Below are 17603 nucleotides of genomic sequence, written 5' to 3'. Positions count from 1 at the left end.
ACACCAAAGACAGTAGATTTGGGCACATCTCATATGCGCTACTTTTTGACATGTATACTGTTTTTTTTCTTTGAACAAAGCCTGCTGGCGCAGCTGGCCAAGCCTTATGCGTTTGATTTTCTTAACCTTTCGGCCAGTGCGAGACAGACTGCCCTGGGAGGTGTATTAAGCACTGTTTCTATAGACTCTTCTGCTGCTGATACTTACGTCTGGTTGAGCAATCCCGCGACTAACCATACCGGCTTGCATCAAAAGCTGAGTCTAAGCTACCAACCCTATTATGCAGATATCCATGCCAGTAGCCTGACATATAGCAGAACAATTGGTAAAGGTGGCAGCTGGGGAGTTGGTATCAAGTACGTCAGTTATGGTGAAATGGATAGCTATGATCTAACGGGCTATCCTTTTGGTAGCTTTTCTTCTCAGGAGTATGCCATCTCTTTTAACCGAAGCCATCAGTCTGGGCCTTTCAGGATCGGCCTTAACGCAAAATGGATAGCCTCTGACCTGGCTAATTATCATGCTTCCGCCATACTGTTTGATGTAGGTGGGATGTTTATCCACCCTGAGCATGATTTTACTTTGGGGCTATCGCTTAATAATGTAGGGCTGCTGTTAAACGACTATACCTCTTTTACACAAAGTCGTATGCCCAGCGACCTTCGGTTAAGCGCAGCTTTTAAGCCTACCTATATGCCTTTTCGCTTTTATGTGTCTGCTTATCAGTTAATTAACCATTATGAAGCCTACTACCAGCAGGATAACAATGAAAAGCCAGGATACGTTAACAAGATATTAAGACATATGAGTTTTGGTGGAGAACTCCTCTTGAGCAAAAACTTTCAGGTGCAAGTGGGATATAATTCTCTCAAAAGAAGTACGCTACAGCTTGAACAATTGTCTGGCGGAGCAGGATTATCCTTTGGGTTTACGCTTCGCCTGCGTTTTTTACAATTGGACTACGCCCGTGCGTTTTACCATGTGGCAGGCGGCTTCAACCACTTTACACTAAATATGAATCTTGACCGACTTAATTTTAAACGAAACTAGCATAAATATATCCATGATAGAAGCTAATTTGACTCCAAGACAGATTGTCGCAGAACTGGACAAATACATTATCGGGCAGCAGGATGCCAAAAAGAATGTGGCTATCGCCTTGCGTAATCGCTGGCGGAGAATGAATGTAAAAGACGAGATGCAGAAAGAGATCGTACCCAACAACATACTAATGATTGGTACGACAGGTGTAGGGAAAACAGAGATAGCTCGCCGCCTGGCTAAAATTGCAGATGCTCCCTTCACTAAAGTTGAAGCTTCCAAATTTACCGAGGTGGGCTATGTAGGGCGCGATGTAGAAAGCATGGTGCGCGATTTGGTGGAGCAGGCCGTTAATCTGGTAAAGTCACGTAAAAAAGAAGAAGTAAAAGAGAAAGCTGCAGAAGCCGTAGAAGAAATTATTCTGGATGCTCTCATTCCTCCGGTAAAAGGTAATACACCTAAAAGTAATAATCCCGCCATAGGCTTTGAAAAGACCGAAGACGACAGCAATCTGAGCGATGCAGAGCTAAACCACCGTACTCGTGAGCGCTTCCGCGAAAAAATTAAAAATGGCGACATAGATGACCGTAAAATAGAGATCAACATCAGGCAGAACTCCAGCCCTGGCGTAGGTATGATTGGCGGAGGCATGATGGATGAATCCTCTATGATGAACTTACAGGAGATGCTCAGTGGCATGATGCCCAAAAAGAACAAAAAAAGAAAAGTAACTATAGGAGAAGCCAAGCGCCTGCTGTTGGAAGAAGAAGCTGCTAAGCTCATTGATATGGATGAGGTGAAAGAAGAAGCTATTTACAAAGCAGAGAATACAGGTATTATCTTCGTAGATGAGATTGATAAAATAGCTGCTGGTAGCGCCGACCGCAAAGGTGGCGGAGGAGCAGATGTAAGCCGCGAAGGGGTGCAGCGAGATCTGCTACCGATTGTAGAAGGTAGTGCAGTAAACACAAAATATGGCATCGTACATACCGATCATATCCTTTTTATTGCTGCTGGAGCTTTTCACGTAGCTAAACCTTCTGACCTTATTCCTGAGTTGCAAGGCCGTTTTCCGATCCGTGTAGAGCTGAGTGATCTTACAAAAGAAGACTTCTCTCAAATCTTGCGTGAGCCTAAAAACGCGCTTACCAAACAGTACGAAGCTTTATTTACGGCTGAAAATGTAGAGCTAAGCTTTCAGGAAGATGCGCTGGATGAAATCGCTGAGATAGCTTTTCAGATTAACTCTGAAATAGAAAATATCGGTGCCAGAAGACTGCACACCGTTATGAGCCGTCTGCTTAACGATTTCCTTTTTGATGTACCCGACAAAATTGAGCCTAATTCCAAACTGGTAGTAAATAAAGATACAGTGAGAGAAAGGCTATCCGGACTGGTGCAGAACAAAGATCTGAGTCAGTATATACTGTAAATGTAATAATACTTATATGGCCTGGATTGCTGCTTTTGCTGTGGCATCCGGGCCTTTTTTTTTATCTACCTAAACTAAACGATATGCACTATTATTTTATCACAGGTACCAGCAGAGGCATAGGCAAAGCACTGGTAGAACGCGTACTTCAGGAAGATAACACTGAGGTATTCGGCTTTTCACGCAAGCAAAGTATTGAGCATGCACGCTATCAACATCAGGAAGCTGACCTTGCGGCAACAGAGGCTTTGCAGAAAGAGGTAGCAGATTTTTTTCCACATTTAGATGATGCTGAGCGTATCGTATTGATAAATAATGCAGGTACCCTGGGAGACGTCAAATATATGGGAGACCTGGAAAACCAGGGTTTTGCTCATCTTTTTAACCTTAATGTAAGTGCGCCTGCCATTCTGATGAACCAGTTTATCAAAACTTACCGAGAGTCAGAAGGAGAGAAGTTGATCATAAACGTCAGCTCAGGTGCTGGTAAATATCCAGTTGATGGTTGGTCTGGCTATTGTGCTTCCAAGGCCGCATTAGACATGCTCTCTCAGGTAGCCCAGATGGAATTGGATAAAAGGGGACAGGGAGATAAATTTAAAGTGTATGCTCTGGCTCCAGGTGTTGTAGATACCAACATGCAGGGTGAAATCCGCGCTACCGATAAGGGTAACTTCAGTAATCTTGATAAATTTTTAGATTACAAAAATGAAGGTACACTAGATGATGCTACGCATACTGCGGAAAAATTTATGGAGCTCATTCAAAATCCTTCTCGCTTTAAAGATGTGCTTCAGGATGTGCGAAAATATTAAGAGTCAGGCAGCTACATTTTTTTTCTGGTATATATAAAGCGGGTACGCACCTCAAAAAACCAATTTTTATAATAGTGATAGGTTTAATCTCTGTGTGTTAAATTATGTTTTCGCTTAGTATTCCAAAGTTTTTTTGGGGTGAGTGCTTTTGTTTCCTATAAAAAATTTTGCGATACCTCTCATTTTAATAATTAAATTGCATCCCTAAAATTAGTGTTTAACAGAATTTTTATGATGCAGAATCTTTCGTTTAAAAACTACCTGACCTGCCTGTTACTGTTGCTTTCATGTACACTGAACGCACAAGACCGACAAGGCAATATTGTAGAGTATTTTGGAAAAGAAAAAGTAGAGGAAATCCGTGAAGGAGAAGTGGTTCACATTTTTACCGACGGACTTTTATTGAACAGAAGAACCTTTGGCCTTAATTCTAATACTACTCCGAAGGAGCCGGTATTTGCTAAATTTTTACTAGAGAATGTAAGTAAAGTTAAAGAGGGAGATGCTTTTGTAGAAGATATTTTCGGTGAAACTTCTAGCTGGGAAAAAATTACCACTACCGAAAAAAATGAGTTTGAAAATAACGGCTTAAGATCTGGCTACCTTTATCTTGAGTATGAGTCTGAAGAAGAAAAAGATGTCATTTTTGAAGCCTCCGGACATACTATGAGCCTGATTAATGGTTTTCCGCACGAAGGTGACCATTATGACTTTGGCTGGAGCTTAATACCTGTAAAGCTAAAAAAAGGTAAAAATGTATTTGTACTGGAAGGTGGTAGATTCGGTAGAATGCGTGCTCGGCTCCTTAACCCACACCAAAGAATAGCTTTTACAACCAGAGATCTAACCTTACCCGATGTGCTTACCGAAGAGAACAAAACACTTTGGGGAGCCATAAGAGTAATGAATATTAACTCTGAAGCGTTTACCAAAGGAAGCATAAGCTGTAAGATTGGAGATGAAACCATTACGACCAATATTGCTTCAGTTTCTCCCATGAATATCCGCAAGTTTCCTTTTCAAATAAAGGTGCCAGATAACTTAGAAGGAGAAACCGTAAAGGCAGAACTAAGTTTAAAAGACAGAAGAGGGAAGGTGTTGGCTCAGGAAACGCTGGAACTAGCAGTAAAATCTAAGTACGACCATCACAAGCGTACGTTCATCAGTGGAGTAGATGGCAGCGTGCAGTACTATAGTGTTGCGCCATCGTCTGACAAAAATATAGAAAACCCTGCGCTCTTCTTTTCTGTACATGGTGCTTCGGTAGAAGCTGTAAATCAGGCACGTGCCTATCAGAAGAAAGATTGGGGGCATCTGGTTGCTCCTACAAACCGTCGTCCGTTTGGGTTTGCCTGGGAAGACTGGGGGCGCCTGGATGCCCTGGAAGTACTTGCCGATGCCGAAGAGTTGTTTCAAACTGATCCGCAACGCACTTACCTTACTGGCCACTCTATGGGAGGGCATGGTACTTGGTACCTTGGCGCTACCTACCCTGACCGCTGGGCAGCTATTGCCCCCTGCGCAGGCTACCCCGACCTGCTGGAGTACCGAGATAGCTTCTCCAGACGCATGGAAAATATGAGTGATGAGCGACTGGCTCGCTTCGGACTTTCGCGCGAAAAGCTTGAGAAAATGAAAACAGCTTCTGAGCTAACTGAGGAGTCAGATATACTGATGGACTCTGTTTTGAGAAGAGCAGGAAACCCCAGCCGTACTTTAAAGCTTAAGCGAAACTATCTGCACTATGGTGTATATGTATTGCATGGCGAAGATGATACAGTAGTACCCACCTTTATCGCGAGAGATATGCGTGAGACTCTGGCTGAGTTTCATCCGGATTTTGCCTATTATGAGTACCCCAATGGCTCGCATTGGTACGGCAACCATAGTGTAGACTGGCCTCCTTTATTTGACTTTTTTAAGTTCAGAACTATAAAACCCGCGCAGGAAATTAATGAGATAGAATTTAGTACAGCATCACCTGCTGTTTCTTCCGGCTCTCATTTTATCAAAATATTGCAGCAGGAAAGTCCTTATGCGATTAGCACATTTACATTTACACGAGATAGTATTTCTCAAATAACTACAGAAAATGCTCAAACACTGGCGATAGACCTACAGAAGATGGGTAATACTTCTAACAGCATCATGTTAGACAGCCAACAAATTGATATCTCCGGCAATGCCAATATTTTGTATCTGACTAAACAAAACGGTCAGTGGGCAAATACTTCTCAGCCTTCAGCAAAAGAAAAAGGACCTCATCGCGATGGAGGTTTTAAAAACGCCTTCAAGAACAAGATGGTACTGGTATATGCCACCAAAGGCTCAAAAGAAGAGAACGAATGGTACTACAAAAGAGCACTGTTTGATGCGGAAAAATTCTGGTATCGTGCTAACGGAAATGTAGAAATTATTAAAGATACTGACTTTAGTAGTGAGAAGTATGCCGACCAGAATGTCATTGTGTACGGAAATCTTGACAATCATGCTGCCTGGAAAAAATTACTTTCAGACAGCCCAATACAGGTATCTGATGGCAAACTGAAGATGGGAGACAAAACCCTGGAAGGAGAGCAGTGGGGTGCTTATTTTACTTACCCTCGTGCAGATAGTGAAACTGCCAGTATTGGAGTAGTTACTGCCAGCGGTACCGAAGGTATGAAAGCCGCTTATGCCAACCACTATCTGGTCAACGGTACTACTTTTCCTGATGTTATGATCTTTGACAAGAGTGTAGTAGAAGAGGGACTACAAGGTATAGAATGCGCAGGCTTTTTCGGCAACGACTGGTCTGTAGACAAGGGGGAATTTGTCTGGAGAAAGTAAGACCGTTCATTTACATCAATCATGATAAGTGGGTAGCCTAAAAAGGCTACCCATTTTTTTTATGCAAGAGTTAGTGCTATGCCCATTTCCAGGCCTCTCAGCTCTGCGAGCCCTCTTAAGCGGCCAATGGCAGTATAGCCAGGGTTAGTTTTCTTACGCAGGTCGTCCAGCATTTTGTGTCCATGGTCAGGACGCATAGGTATCTGATCATCAAGTCTCCCTTCAGCCTTTCTTCTACGCATTTCTTTAATTACAGCCTTTACCACCTGATACATATTAGCATCTCCTTCCAGGTGATTTGCCTCATAAAAACTACCGTCGGCCTCGCGTTGTACACTACGGAGGTGAAGAAAATGAATTTTATTTCCAAATTTTTCTACCATGGCAGGCAGGTCATTTGCAGGGTGCGCTCCATAAGAGCCAGTGCAAAAAGTAAGGCCGTTAACGGGAGAATCTACTGCTTGCAATAATGCCTGAGCATCTGCTTCTGTACTTACAACTCTGGGCAATCCTAAGAGGGGGCGAGGCGGATCATCCGGGTGGATAGCCATCTGTACGCCACTTTCTTCCGCTACCGGAATAATTTTTTCCAGGAAATAACTGAGGTTAGCCCTGAGTTGGTCTTCACTGATATTTTTATACTGGTCTAACTGCTGCTGAAACTCTTCCAGGCTATAATTTTTGTCAGAGCCCGGTAAGCCAGCAATAATGCTACGCTGTAGGGTAAGCCTTTCTTCTTCGCTAAGCTGCGCATAATAGGCTTTCGCTTTTTGTTGAGTAGCTTCATCATAGTCCGCATTAGATCCGGGGCGCTTTAAAATGTACAGCTCAAAAGCTGCAAAAGCAGTGCTATCAAAGCGAAGGGCAGTAGAACCATCTTCTATTAGATACTCCAGATGGGTTCTGGTCCAGTCTAATACCGGCATAAAGTTGTAGCAAATTGTTTTGATGCCACAAGCACCCAGATTACGAATACACTCCTGAAATACTTCAATATAATGGTCACGGTCAGCAGCACCAGACTTTATACTTTCGACCACAGGTACACTTTCTACCACTGACCATCGCAGGCCCGCATCTTCAATTATTTTTTTTCTTTCTTCAATTGCCTCTACTGTCCATACTTCACCTACCGCTAACTGATGTAAGGCAGTGACAATGCCAGTGGCACCCGCCTGTCTGATGTCAGAAAGGCTCACAGGATCATTGGGCCCGTACCAGCGCCAGGTCTGTTCCATACTCATAAGTATTTTTTCTTTAAAGGTTGCTGTTCATTTTGGTGTCAAATATACTGTATATTCTTACATAGTAACAATTGAGGTTAATTCTGAAGGTTAAAATTGCCTGAAGTGACTATGGAGAAAATAGGAGGGAAGTGTATGAAAATAGTAAAAATACTTATGATAAAAGTGATATTAAGCTATGCGTAATTTAAGGATAATTTTAGGGTGTCTGTATTTTAAGTAAGCATAAACTATTAGATACATCACATGAAATTATCCAATTTAGCGTGCGTACTTTCTCATACCTTACTTATATATAGAAATATTGCGTAACTTTCTGACGATATTTAAATCAGCTTCACCGACCAAAAGATCATCCGCTAAACACAATCAATGCTGCCAAATATCGTTATCAACTAAATTTTGTATCAACCTTACAACCATTTCGTGCCCTATGTGTCATAATTGCAAAGAACATACTTTCATGAGAGCAACCTGCTTTGCATTTTTGATCCCCTTGCTTTTCGTTTTTGCCTGTGAAGGTGAGGAAACGGCCCCTTCTAATACCCTGGGAAGCGAAATTGAGCTGAGCATGACTGAGTTCATAGACGCAGATCAGCGTATTCTAACACTTAAATTTCTCACGTTAAAAGACTTCCCCTGCATCAATAATCGTATAAAGTACGAAACAACTGTTGATCAGCAGACAGTCAGCATTGTGCTGGAAAAAGTGGAAGAGGCAGAAGTTTGTCTGGATGCAATAGGCCCGGCCTCTGCTTTTATAGAGCTTGGTCAACTGGATGAAAAAGAGTATGACTTACAGATACAGCTGGGAGAGTCTATTATCAAACATGGAACATTGACAGTAACCAAAGATGCTTACCTGATTCACCTAGATGATGAGGAAGGAATTACGCTGCTAAATCCTGCTCTTAACCGGGTGCCCGCACAGACTGTATGGGGTACCATAAAATACGAAAACCAGGATAGCAAAAGGCTTCTCAACTTCTTTGAGGAAGCTATGGATATTGCTGGGGCCACTGACAAAAAATTTGCTGAAGGCGATTATGGTTACTTTAGAGTAAATTCCGATGGAAGCATAGTACAGACTAATGGGCAGCAAAAAGAACTGAGTGAGCAGGCATTTCTTTACGACTTTAGTGGTAAGTCTGAAGACATAAAGCAGGTGCTACAGCAGCTCAATGCCAATTTTCAGGATGCTCACGTGCGTTTTTATAATGCCAGAGGCGAGGAGTTCAGAAGCTGGGATTTTAACTGATCAATTCCAGCTTACACGAATTACCTCTGCACTAATTCCCTCTTTTTCAAAGAAATGCAGCCAATACAGTTGCTGTGCGGATAACTGATCGCTCGGCGACTTTACTTCTACAAAGCGGTACGACTGGTCATCCCACACGAATAAATCAGGAAAACCTTTAGTATTCTCTCTTAGGTTGCGTGCCATCTCCAACAATACATTTGCAATTTGTCGGGGTTCCAGGCATTCGTAACATTTTTCTACCAGCATTAGCAAGCTTTCGTGCCAACCCATAATCGGATTGCTCATACCCATTTTGGTTTCAAAATGATGTCTTACGATGTTGTGAAACCTTTTGGGGTATTCTAAAACCTGCATCCGCTGCATAATAGCATCGTTTCTTTTTTCCAGAAAACGAGGTGTATAAAAGTCTGTAGGTACTGTTTGTAAGGGGTTATGAAAGGCCTCGCTATCCTGATCAAAAATGATATCCCAAAGTAATAGGCCAAAAAAACCTCTCCACAAATAGTTTTCGGTATGTACACCTTCCTGCCCCTGCTCCCGCAGATAGTCCAAAACGCCAAGCTCAACATAGTTTTTGTGCTCTTCAGCCAGTTCAATGCAGGCACTTTTTTTTAGATAGTCGGTAGCCTTACGTGTACGTTTTTTTTTCTGAATACGATTACAAAAATCTTCTGCAAAGAAGCGCTCATCAGCATTTGACGGTTCTTTTTGGATAAGCTGACAAAGCTCCAGGGCTTCATCAATCATACCTAATTTATGGAGCAAGCGAACCCTTCGTTCACGAGCGGGCGCTTGTTCTGTGCACTGATATACCTCCAAAGCAAGCTTGGGAAAGGACTGCTGTTCCAACAGTTTACCTAGCCGAAGACAAAGCTTATCGTAATGAGGCTGCGCCAACTCGCAAAGAATTTCTCTTTTAAGCTTGAGCTTCTCAAACCATTCATAGAGCTGGTCTGCCGTCAGGAGTAGTTCATCTCGCTGATATTTGAACTCTCGGTACACTTTAGAGATTGTAAGCTTGTCTTCCGCCTCTTTTCTGCTGTTAAAAAGAGCTTTAAGTTTAGATTCATCAAAAGCCTCACTTTTTACATAGCCAATATCTCGTACTACAAATTGCGTCATATCCCCATCCAGGTGACCAAAGTAAAGAAACTTGAGCATCTCCAACTCATGGTCATGCCCTACTCTTACAATAGGCTCATAAATCTGGAGTACCTTAATCAGTTTTGAGGGTGAGATGCTCAAAAGCATAGCTTCCAGAAGTTCAGGCTTTTTGAGCTTACGCAGCGGGCCTAACTGTTCTTTATTCAATAGCTCTTTGGCAATATTAATGAGTTCCGCTTTGGTAAAGGTATGTAGCACCAGGGGAAGCTCCTGAATATGCTGTTTGTCCAGGCGGCTAAAATATTTGCGTCGCAAAAGTAGCTTCAAGCAGCCTTCCTGATCCTCAATCTCCTGGTATTTGATTTTGTTCATTCGAAAAAATGCGCCTCTGCGGTTTACCAGCCTTATAAAGAGACATTGCGCGTCTTCGGGGAGTTTACGAAACCTGCGGATAAAGCTTTTTTCTTCTTTGCTGAGCAAGGCAGCATACATTAGTTCCACATGCGTTAGCAGTGTGCTAAAATAGTTCAGGTAATACTTTTCCGGTAATTCTATGGGGCTTCCCTTCATGGCTTTTACAGTTCTTCTTTCTCTGCGTATCCGCTCCCATGTGCTTCCAGATCACTGAGTTGAATATTCAGTGCATTGACAGAAATCTGAATTTCACGAATAGATAAGGCCAGCGAGGCCATCAGCAGCAGCAGACTTACGCCAAACACTACTTTGCCGGCCAGGTTTTCTCCGGCAAAGATCAGGAACATGCAAAATACACATAAAAATAAACTACTGATACCCAGGGCCTGCATATTTCTGATTAGTACCACCCTCTTTCTCAGATTTTGAATCTGGCCTATGATCATTTGGTCTGGCTCATTCTGGTACTCTGCATGAAGCTTCCTGATTAAGCCTGCCAGGGTTAGAAATCTATTGGTATAGGCCAGGAGTAAAAGTGAGATGGCCGGAAAGAGCAGTGCCGGTGTAGTTAGGCTAATGTCTGACATATGGATGAAGAAATAATTTTTGCTGAGAAAAAGTTTCCTGCCATCAAAATAAGTGTTTCCTTTCTGTAACAAAGAGATAAACTAGAGAAGATGAAAAGATTGTACCTGATCCGGCATGCAAAATCTAGCTGGGATAATCTGGATCTACATGATTTTGATCGCCCCCTGAATGGTAGAGGGAAAAAAGATGCACCTGCTATGGGCAAAAGGCTTGCGAAAAGAAACGAGCAGCCAGACCTTATTATTAGCAGCACCGCGGTAAGAGCAAAGAAAACGGCACTTGAAATCGCTGAGTCGCTTAGCTATAAAAAAAACAACATACGGTGGCTGGATGAACTATATCATGCCAGTCCCCTAGACATGCTTAAGCAACTACATGATGTGGCTGAAGGTGTTGAAAGCGTTTTTTTAGTAGGCCATAATCCCGGTCTGACAGAGCTGGCTAACTTACTAAGTTCGCATAGTATTGACAATATAGTTACCTCTGGTATTTATGTTTTACAATGGGAGGTTCGTCATTGGCGGCAGATACAGCTTAACAAAAAGGCCAAGTTTGTCTATTACGACTTTCCTAAAAGGGAAGGAGCACTAAAATTACACGAATAGAAGTAAAAAGCGGTATCTTTTTGGCCAGAATTATTGGATTTAGGCAGAGCTTTATATTTTTAGGCATCTGATCAGGAAACATATTTTCTGATATATATTTTTTTGAGCAGGCAAAGTGCCTGTTCTGTAGATGATAATCTCAATCAAACTTTAAAAATCAATGACTACACAGGAAGTACTAGAAAGATTAAAAGCTGGAAATGAGCGCTTTGTAGAAGACAAGCTGGAAAGACAGTTGTGCGATAAACCTCGTCGTAAAGAGCTTAGCGGAGGGCAAAAGCCTTACGCTATTGTATTGAGCTGTGCAGACAGTAGGGTAGTGCCTGAGCATGCTTTTGATGCGGGGCTGGGCGAAATTTTTACTGTACGTGTCGCTGGTAATGTAGCTAATACCTCTTCTATTGCGAGTATAGAATATGCGGTAGCCCATCTGGGTTCCAGCGTTATTGTAGTATTGGGCCACCAGAGCTGCGGCGCAGTTACTGCTGCTGTAAACGGCGGCGATAACGGATATAACCTCAACCACCTGCTGTCTCATATCGCACCGGCAATTTCTGCTTCTGGCCAAGAGGCTTCAGTAGAAGATGTGGTGAAAAAGAATGCAGAGCTTAATGCTGAAGAGCTGAAAAACCGCTCAGCAATTATTCGCGATGCAGTAGAGAAAGGTAAAGTAAAAGTTGTACCTGGCTACTACAATCTGGACACTGGAAAAGTAGACTTCTTATAAGATATTTGACTACAGCCCCCCTGAGGGGCTTGTAGTTTTTCTTAAGGCTTTTGTAAAGCTACCGCCTCCTCATCTGCTGCCTTGGTCTCCAGCAAATCCTGATATACCTGGTATCGCTTAAAAATATCGTTTACATAATTGTAAGGTTCCTCTCCGCGACAATAGCCATTACTAACTACCGGATCTGAATAATATTTTTTCTGAGACTTGAGCAGTATGAAATCCTCAACATTTTCTGTCCAGACATCAGGATTCTTACCATATTTCTCAGCCAGCCTGCGTGCATCTCTAATGTGGCCAGGCCCCGCATTATAAGTAGCCAGCACAAACTTAATGCGTTCTACAGAATCAGGTATATCCCGATAGTATTTAGACATTTTTTGCAGGTACTTAACACCAGCCTTTATAGATTCTTCTGCATCATAGAGGTTATAGTCTCCTATCTCTTTTGCGGTAGAAGGCATCAGCTGCATTAGTCCTTTAGCACCTGCCCACGACTCGGTTTCTGGTTCAAACCGCGACTCCTGATATATTTGGGAGGCCAGCAGTTTCCAGTCCCAGCCCAAAGCTGCCGCGCTGCTTTGTATAGCCTCATCATATTCGGAAATTTTGCCTCCGGTAAGCGAGAAATATTCGCTGCTCACTCTGGTACGGAAGCGTTTCTGGTTTTTATAGTATTTGTTATAGATAGCATAGAAGTCGGAGCCCTTTTTCTCTTCGGCCAGCCATTGGTTTACTTTTGCTTTGAGTTTTGGAGAGGTTTTGCGCACCATCCAGGCAAGCCGCTGAGGGAAGCTTACTGCTGTAGCTACATCCAGATCGCGATAGTAGGTCTGGTTGATGCGAGCTATATCTTCATCAGCGATAGTGTACTCAATTTCTCCATTGTTTACCATTTTAATGATTTCACTGGTTTCCAGGTTGCCATCTAGAGGCTCAACGATAATATCACCTCCCATTTCCTGCGAAAGGTTGATCAGCCGGCGGTAGTAAGAGCTATTCTTACGTACATGTACTGTTTTTCCAATAAGCTCCAGGGGATCTCGGATAAGCTGCTTATCAATTTCGTGTAGCTTCATCTTACGCCAGTTTTCTGGCTTGCGCTGCACCAATACCTGCCGGGTAACTGTGTAGTGCTCAGTAAAGTCTACAAACTTTTTGCGTGGCTTTGTAATGCTTAAGCTATGAGCTACCAGATCGCCTTCTCCGGTATTAAGCATCTCTATAAAATTGTCCAGATTGTAGGCGATCTTAATTTCCAGATCCAGTTCAAGGTAATTAGCCAGCCTTTTTAGAAGTTCATATTCATAACCCATCGGCTGCCCGCGATAAATAAAATAACTGGTAGGGCTGTAACTGGAGATGGCTATTAGTTTACCACGTTCTTTTATTTTATCCAGGTCTACATGTACCGGATCGCTGTAACTGGTTTCCAGATACGGAGTTTGCTCGCCTTTCTCATCTGATGATGAACTGCACGATAAGAGTGTAGGAAATATCAAAATGTATGCAAGCAAACATAGGTATTGAGATTTCATAAGGAATCGGCATTTAGTCAAGGTTTCTGAATATAACCAAATGCCGACGAAATCGCTAATTAACCGGAAGAGTGCTCTTCAAGCTACTGCACAACCAGGTAAATATAATAGCCATATACCGCAAGTAGTATACCCCCCTCAATACGGCTAACCTTCCGCTTGATTAGCATCATCGGAAAAATCAAAACGGTAATTGCCAGCATCCAGAGCATATCCTGGCTTACTATCTGCTGGTTTACAGCTATTGGCTGAATAATACTGGTAATCCCTAAAATAGAAAGGATATTGAAGATATTTGAGCCCATTAGATTGCCGATGGCAATATCTGTAGCTTTACGAAATGCAGCTACCGAGGCAGTAACCAACTCAGGCAGGCTGGTACCTAGCGCCAATACGGTAACCCCAATTACCCTTTCACTTACGCCGAAAGATAGCGCAAGCGACTTAGCTCCGGTAACAAACCAGTCTGAACCGAAGGCAAGACCTAATGTACCCAGTACAATAAAGAGTACATCCAGCCAGATATTTTTGGAAGGCTGCTCAGCCAGATCGGCTTCTTCCAGTATTTCTTTACCCTTATGGTTTTCTCGCCTAGACTTAACAATAATCAAAGTAGTATATACGGCAAGAATTAAGACGAAAACAGCTCCTTCTACCGGTGATATGAGATAATCCTGCACCAACAAAAACAATAAGATGGAGCTACCGATAGTCATGGGCCAGTCAATACTGAGGCTGTCTTTTTGTACAGGTACAGGAAAAATAACAGCTGTAAAGCCGAGCACTAAAGCCAGGTTACAAATATTGGAGCCTACTACATTACCCATAGCCAGGTCCGGACTGCCAGATAAAGCAGACTGTACACTAATAAATAGTTCCGGCGCTGAAGTGCCGAAAGCTACAATAGTTAGCCCAACTACTAGAGGTGAAATTCTTAGTCTTAACGCAATGCTGGAAGCCCCTCTTACCAGAAACTCTCCGCCAGAAACCAGTACAATTAGCCCTACAGCTAACAAAAATATTGAATACAGCATGTAAGGTTATTTATAATTTTGGACCATATGATAGGTCTCCGGCATCTCCCAGGCCGGGCACAATGTATGCTTTGCTGTCAATAGACTCATCTACCGCACCAGTCCATATGGAGTAGGGGATATTTACAGTTTCTCGCAGATGTTGCAGTCCTTCAGGGCTGGCTATTGCCGATACAATGTGCAAATGTTTTGGCTTTTGGTCAGGGGAGAAGCTGTTGCATACGGTCGCTAGTGTTTGTCCGCTGGCAAGCATAGGGTCAATCAGTAAGACTACCTTGTCTTTAGTATCCGGCAGGGTAAAATATTTAAGTGCAATCTCAAAATTATGCTCATCCTGATGATCGCGGAAGGCACCTACAAAGCCACTATCAGCATGATCAAAGTAGTTTAGCACTCCCTGATGCAAAGGAATACCAGCCCTGAGAATGCTGATAAGTACCGGTTGTTCCTGAAGCAGGCTGACCTCAGTATCTGCCAGAGGAGTTTGTATGGTGTGCTCTTGATAAGTTAGCGTTTTAGAAAGCTCATAAGCCAGAAGCTCACCTATCCTTTCCATATTTCTCCTGAAACGTAGACGGTCATCTTGAAAGCCTGTTTTTCTTAGTTCAGATAAAAAATGGCTGGCAACGCTATGCTGATCATTTAACTGAAAAAGAGAAGTTTCTTGCATAATTTGGGGCTTTAAGGAAAGAGCAAATATAGAGTTTTTTGCAAAAGCATTAAAATGAACAAACTGTAGTATTTATATTATGTTTTTGTGAAATTATAAGTATCTATACTGTAATTTCATTGCAATTCATATAAAAGTTTTGCAATTAGCGGCTTTTAAAAAAATAGGTGTTATTATAGTAAGTGCCTGTTTTTTTGCAAAGCTACTGGCTAAACATACGACTTCAGTTAGCGTATACATTGAATCAGTGCAAAATTATTAAGACTTTTGAGTGAGCAAAAGATTAAGGACTGAATGAGTTATATACAATTTGATAAGAAACATTTAGTAAACCTTGCTTATTCCTTAAATAAGGAGGTTGTACGTTCAAATAGATCAGGTGCTTATGCATCTACCACCATTAGCGGCTGTAACACAAGAAGATACCACGGCCTTCTAGTAGCGCCTCAGCAAAATCTACCTGGTGTACATGTCATTATTTCTACCCTGGATGAAACAGTTGTAGCCGGTGACGCTACCTTTGATCTTGGTGTGCACAAATACCCTGATACCTATAGCCCTAAGGGCTATAAGTATTTGCGTGATTTTGTGGCGCAGCCAGTGCCAAAATCAACTTTTCGTTTAGGGGATGTGGTGCTGACCAAAGAGAAGCAGCTGGTTGATCATGAAAACAGAACGCTGGTTCGTTATGTGCTGGAAGAGGCCAAAGAGCCGGTAAAGTTACGCCTGCGCCCTTTTCTGGCATTCAGAAATGTGCATAAACTGGCTAAGGCTAATGAAAATGTTAATAAAGACTATGAGCACATTAGTCAGGGAGCTAAACTTCGCATTTATGATGGCTACGACGATCTGTATATGCAGATGTCTAAAGAGCCTGAGTTTATAGCCAAGCCCGACTGGTACTATTCTGTAGAGTATATAGAGGATATGGAGATGGGGATGGATTATCAGGAAGACCTTTATGTGCCTGGTTATTTTGAGGTAAGCATGCAAAAAGGGGAAACGGTAATTTTTACCGCTGGCCCTGATGAGATCAAAACGGCTAATCTTCTGCGTATGTTTAATACGCAAACCCGGAAAAGAACAGAAAGAAATTCTTTTGAAAACTGTCTGAAAGTCGCTGCTACTCAGTTTATTCTAACGGCAAAAGGCAAAGGTAAATCACGTAAGAATGACCGTACCGATGTTATTGCCAGCTATCAGCTATACCGTAGAGGAGGAAGAGATGCGTTTATTGCCATACCTGGGCTTACTGTAGCCAATGATGATGATAAAGCATTCAAAGCTTTGCTTGATACCATGCTTAAAGAGCGTAAAGGTCCGTTTTTCCCTTTCTGGGAAGACTCAGACTCCAAGGCTACTTATGAAGCGATGGATGCTCCACTATGGTTTTTCTGGGCACTACAGCAGTATACCCAACGTACCGGAGACCGGGCAGCGGTATGGAAAGCGTATGGTAAAGATATGCGCGAAATACTGGAGGCTTACCGCGATGGCACCGACTACAATATTAAGATGCAGCCTAATGGCCTTATTAGTGGAGGGGAAGAAGGTAAGGCTCTTACCTGGATGAATGCCTTCTCCGAAGGGAAAGCAGTTACGCCTCGTATGGGCATGCCCGTAGAAATAAATGCATTGTGGTATAATGCTGTGGCTTTTACTTTGGAGATAGCAGGGCCACGATCTACCGAAGGCAAAAAAGTAATAGCCGAATGGACTGGCGTACCGGAAAAAATTCGCGAGGCCTTTGTAGCCACTTTCTGGGATAAACGAAAAGCCTACCTGGCTGATGTGGTTAACGGAGAAGACAAAGACTGGTCAGTAAGACCTAATCAGATACTAGCTGTATCGTTACCATTTTCTCCGCTCACTGACGATATGAAAACAGCAGTGCTGGAAAAAGTAGAAAAGGAACTGCTTACCCCTCGTGGCCTGAGAAGCTTAAGCCCGCATGATAGTCGCTATGAAGGTAAGTTTGCCGGTACTTTGGATCAAAGGAATAAAGCTTTTCATCAGGGTATGGTATGGCCCTGGTTTACCGGGCACTTTGTGGAAGCTCTGCTTAAACTGAAAGGTAGAGATGCCTTACCTCAGGCTTATGAACTGTATCAGGGCTTTGAAGGTGTGATGAGAGAGCATGGGTTAAGTACCATCTCCGAAGTGTACGAAGGTGAGGCTCCTTATAATGCACGTGGCGCTGTATCGCAGGCCTGGAACGTAGCAGAAGTAATCAGAATGAGTAAAGTCATTAAAGTTTTTGACGAAGTTACTCAACCACTCACTTTGTAAATAACATTGTTT

At 42.6% G+C, this 17603-nt stretch carries 14 protein-coding genes; 8 read left to right on the top strand and 6 right to left on the bottom strand.

Annotated elements, in window-relative coordinates:
- Nucleotides 1-33: 33 nt before the first annotated feature.
- From porQ to PZB74_RS22135, 4 genes are all read left to right on the top strand, one after another.
- Nucleotides 34-1050 (top strand): type IX secretion system protein PorQ, encoded by a 1017-nt coding sequence (porQ, locus tag PZB74_RS22150; protein WP_302239591.1) that lies wholly within the window; start codon nucleotides 34-36, stop codon nucleotides 1048-1050.
- A gap of 13 nt (nucleotides 1051-1063) precedes the next feature.
- On the top strand, nucleotides 1064-2473 hold the full coding sequence (hslU, locus tag PZB74_RS22145; protein ID WP_302239590.1) for an ATP-dependent protease ATPase subunit HslU: 1410 nt from the start codon (nucleotides 1064-1066) through the stop codon (nucleotides 2471-2473).
- A gap of 83 nt (nucleotides 2474-2556) precedes the next feature.
- Complete coding sequence (locus PZB74_RS22140) at nucleotides 2557-3288, top strand: SDR family NAD(P)-dependent oxidoreductase (RefSeq protein ID WP_302239588.1); 732 nt, start codon at nucleotides 2557-2559, stop codon at nucleotides 3286-3288.
- Nucleotides 3289-3519: 231 nt separating this feature from the next.
- The gene (locus PZB74_RS22135; protein ID WP_302239586.1) at nucleotides 3520-6117 is read left to right on the top strand and encodes a carboxylesterase family protein; all 2598 of its coding nucleotides are present in this window, start codon (nucleotides 3520-3522) and stop codon (nucleotides 6115-6117) included.
- Between the two features lie 59 nt (nucleotides 6118-6176).
- Here PZB74_RS22135 and uxuA read toward each other — a convergent pair whose 3' ends face one another.
- Complete coding sequence (gene uxuA, locus PZB74_RS22130; RefSeq protein WP_302239584.1) at nucleotides 6177-7361, bottom strand: mannonate dehydratase; 1185 nt, start codon at nucleotides 7359-7361, stop codon at nucleotides 6177-6179.
- Nucleotides 7362-7824: 463 nt separating this feature from the next.
- Here uxuA and PZB74_RS22125 point away from each other — a divergent pair, with 463 nt between their 5' ends.
- The gene (locus PZB74_RS22125) at nucleotides 7825-8619 is read left to right on the top strand and encodes a hypothetical protein (protein ID WP_302239582.1); all 795 of its coding nucleotides are present in this window, start codon (nucleotides 7825-7827) and stop codon (nucleotides 8617-8619) included.
- On the opposite strand, the gene PZB74_RS22120 is transcribed toward PZB74_RS22125, so the two are convergent.
- Both PZB74_RS22120 and PZB74_RS22115 read right to left on the bottom strand, forming a co-directional pair.
- On the bottom strand, nucleotides 8620-10296 hold the full coding sequence (locus PZB74_RS22120; protein ID WP_302239580.1) for a VRR-NUC domain-containing protein: 1677 nt from the start codon (nucleotides 10294-10296) through the stop codon (nucleotides 8620-8622).
- Between the two features lie 5 nt (nucleotides 10297-10301).
- Nucleotides 10302-10727, bottom strand: coding sequence for a DUF2721 domain-containing protein (locus PZB74_RS22115; RefSeq protein ID WP_302239578.1), 426 nt, complete (start codon nucleotides 10725-10727; stop codon nucleotides 10302-10304).
- A 90-nt stretch (nucleotides 10728-10817) separates the two neighbouring features.
- On the opposite strand from PZB74_RS22115, the gene PZB74_RS22110 reads away from it, so the two are divergent.
- Together PZB74_RS22110 and PZB74_RS22105 are read left to right on the top strand one after the other, a co-directional pair.
- Nucleotides 10818-11333: a SixA phosphatase family protein gene (locus tag PZB74_RS22110; RefSeq protein WP_302239577.1), complete on the top strand. Its 516-nt coding sequence runs from the start codon at nucleotides 10818-10820 to the stop codon at nucleotides 11331-11333.
- A 160-nt stretch (nucleotides 11334-11493) separates the two neighbouring features.
- A complete protein-coding gene (locus PZB74_RS22105) occupies nucleotides 11494-12060 on the top strand; it encodes a carbonic anhydrase (RefSeq protein ID WP_302239575.1) in 567 nt (188 codons plus the stop codon).
- A gap of 41 nt (nucleotides 12061-12101) precedes the next feature.
- On the opposite strand, the gene PZB74_RS22100 is transcribed toward PZB74_RS22105, so the two are convergent.
- The 3 genes from PZB74_RS22100 to upp form a co-directional block, all read right to left on the bottom strand.
- A complete protein-coding gene (locus PZB74_RS22100) occupies nucleotides 12102-13598 on the bottom strand; it encodes an MltF family protein (RefSeq protein ID WP_302239574.1) in 1497 nt (498 codons plus the stop codon).
- Nucleotides 13599-13681: 83 nt separating this feature from the next.
- A complete protein-coding gene (locus tag PZB74_RS22095; protein ID WP_302239573.1) occupies nucleotides 13682-14632 on the bottom strand; it encodes a calcium/sodium antiporter in 951 nt (316 codons plus the stop codon).
- A gap of 10 nt (nucleotides 14633-14642) precedes the next feature.
- The gene (gene upp, locus PZB74_RS22090; protein WP_302239571.1) at nucleotides 14643-15302 is read right to left on the bottom strand and encodes a uracil phosphoribosyltransferase; all 660 of its coding nucleotides are present in this window, start codon (nucleotides 15300-15302) and stop codon (nucleotides 14643-14645) included.
- A 294-nt stretch (nucleotides 15303-15596) separates the two neighbouring features.
- Here upp and PZB74_RS22085 point away from each other — a divergent pair, with 294 nt between their 5' ends.
- Nucleotides 15597-17591: an amylo-alpha-1,6-glucosidase gene (locus PZB74_RS22085; RefSeq protein ID WP_302239569.1), complete on the top strand. Its 1995-nt coding sequence runs from the start codon at nucleotides 15597-15599 to the stop codon at nucleotides 17589-17591.
- Nucleotides 17592-17603 lie beyond the last annotated feature (12 nt).

Source organism: Porifericola rhodea (assembly GCF_030506305.1).
In the GTDB taxonomy this organism is placed as follows: domain Bacteria; phylum Bacteroidota; class Bacteroidia; order Cytophagales; family Cyclobacteriaceae; genus Catalinimonas; species Catalinimonas rhodea.
This window is presented reverse-complemented; position numbering and strand designations above follow the sequence as displayed.

Excerpts from the sequence above, each read along its gene's own strand:
- PZB74_RS22115 (WP_302239578.1), bottom strand. The coding sequence starts at position 10,727 with ATGTCAGACATTAGCCTAACTACACCGGCACTGCTCTTTCCGGCCATC.
- uxuA (WP_302239584.1), bottom strand. The coding sequence starts at position 7,361 with ATGAGTATGGAACAGACCTGGCGCTGGTACGGGCCCAATGATCCTGTG.
- PZB74_RS22105 (WP_302239575.1), top strand. The coding sequence starts at position 11,494 with ATGACTACACAGGAAGTACTAGAAAGATTAAAAGCTGGAAATGAGCGC.
- PZB74_RS22085 (WP_302239569.1), top strand. The coding sequence starts at position 15,597 with ATGAGTTATATACAATTTGATAAGAAACATTTAGTAAACCTTGCTTAT.
- PZB74_RS22120 (WP_302239580.1), bottom strand. The coding sequence starts at position 10,296 with ATGAAGGGAAGCCCCATAGAATTACCGGAAAAGTATTACCTGAACTAT.
- PZB74_RS22095 (WP_302239573.1), bottom strand. The coding sequence starts at position 14,632 with ATGCTGTATTCAATATTTTTGTTAGCTGTAGGGCTAATTGTACTGGTT.
- PZB74_RS22135 (WP_302239586.1), top strand. The coding sequence starts at position 3,520 with ATGATGCAGAATCTTTCGTTTAAAAACTACCTGACCTGCCTGTTACTG.
- PZB74_RS22110 (WP_302239577.1), top strand. The coding sequence starts at position 10,818 with ATGAAAAGATTGTACCTGATCCGGCATGCAAAATCTAGCTGGGATAAT.
- hslU (WP_302239590.1), top strand. The coding sequence starts at position 1,064 with ATGATAGAAGCTAATTTGACTCCAAGACAGATTGTCGCAGAACTGGAC.
- porQ (WP_302239591.1), top strand. The coding sequence starts at position 34 with ATGCGCTACTTTTTGACATGTATACTGTTTTTTTTCTTTGAACAAAGC.
- PZB74_RS22100 (WP_302239574.1), bottom strand. The coding sequence starts at position 13,598 with ATGAAATCTCAATACCTATGTTTGCTTGCATACATTTTGATATTTCCT.
- PZB74_RS22140 (WP_302239588.1), top strand. The coding sequence starts at position 2,557 with ATGCACTATTATTTTATCACAGGTACCAGCAGAGGCATAGGCAAAGCA.
- PZB74_RS22125 (WP_302239582.1), top strand. The coding sequence starts at position 7,825 with ATGAGAGCAACCTGCTTTGCATTTTTGATCCCCTTGCTTTTCGTTTTT.
- upp (WP_302239571.1), bottom strand. The coding sequence starts at position 15,302 with ATGCAAGAAACTTCTCTTTTTCAGTTAAATGATCAGCATAGCGTTGCC.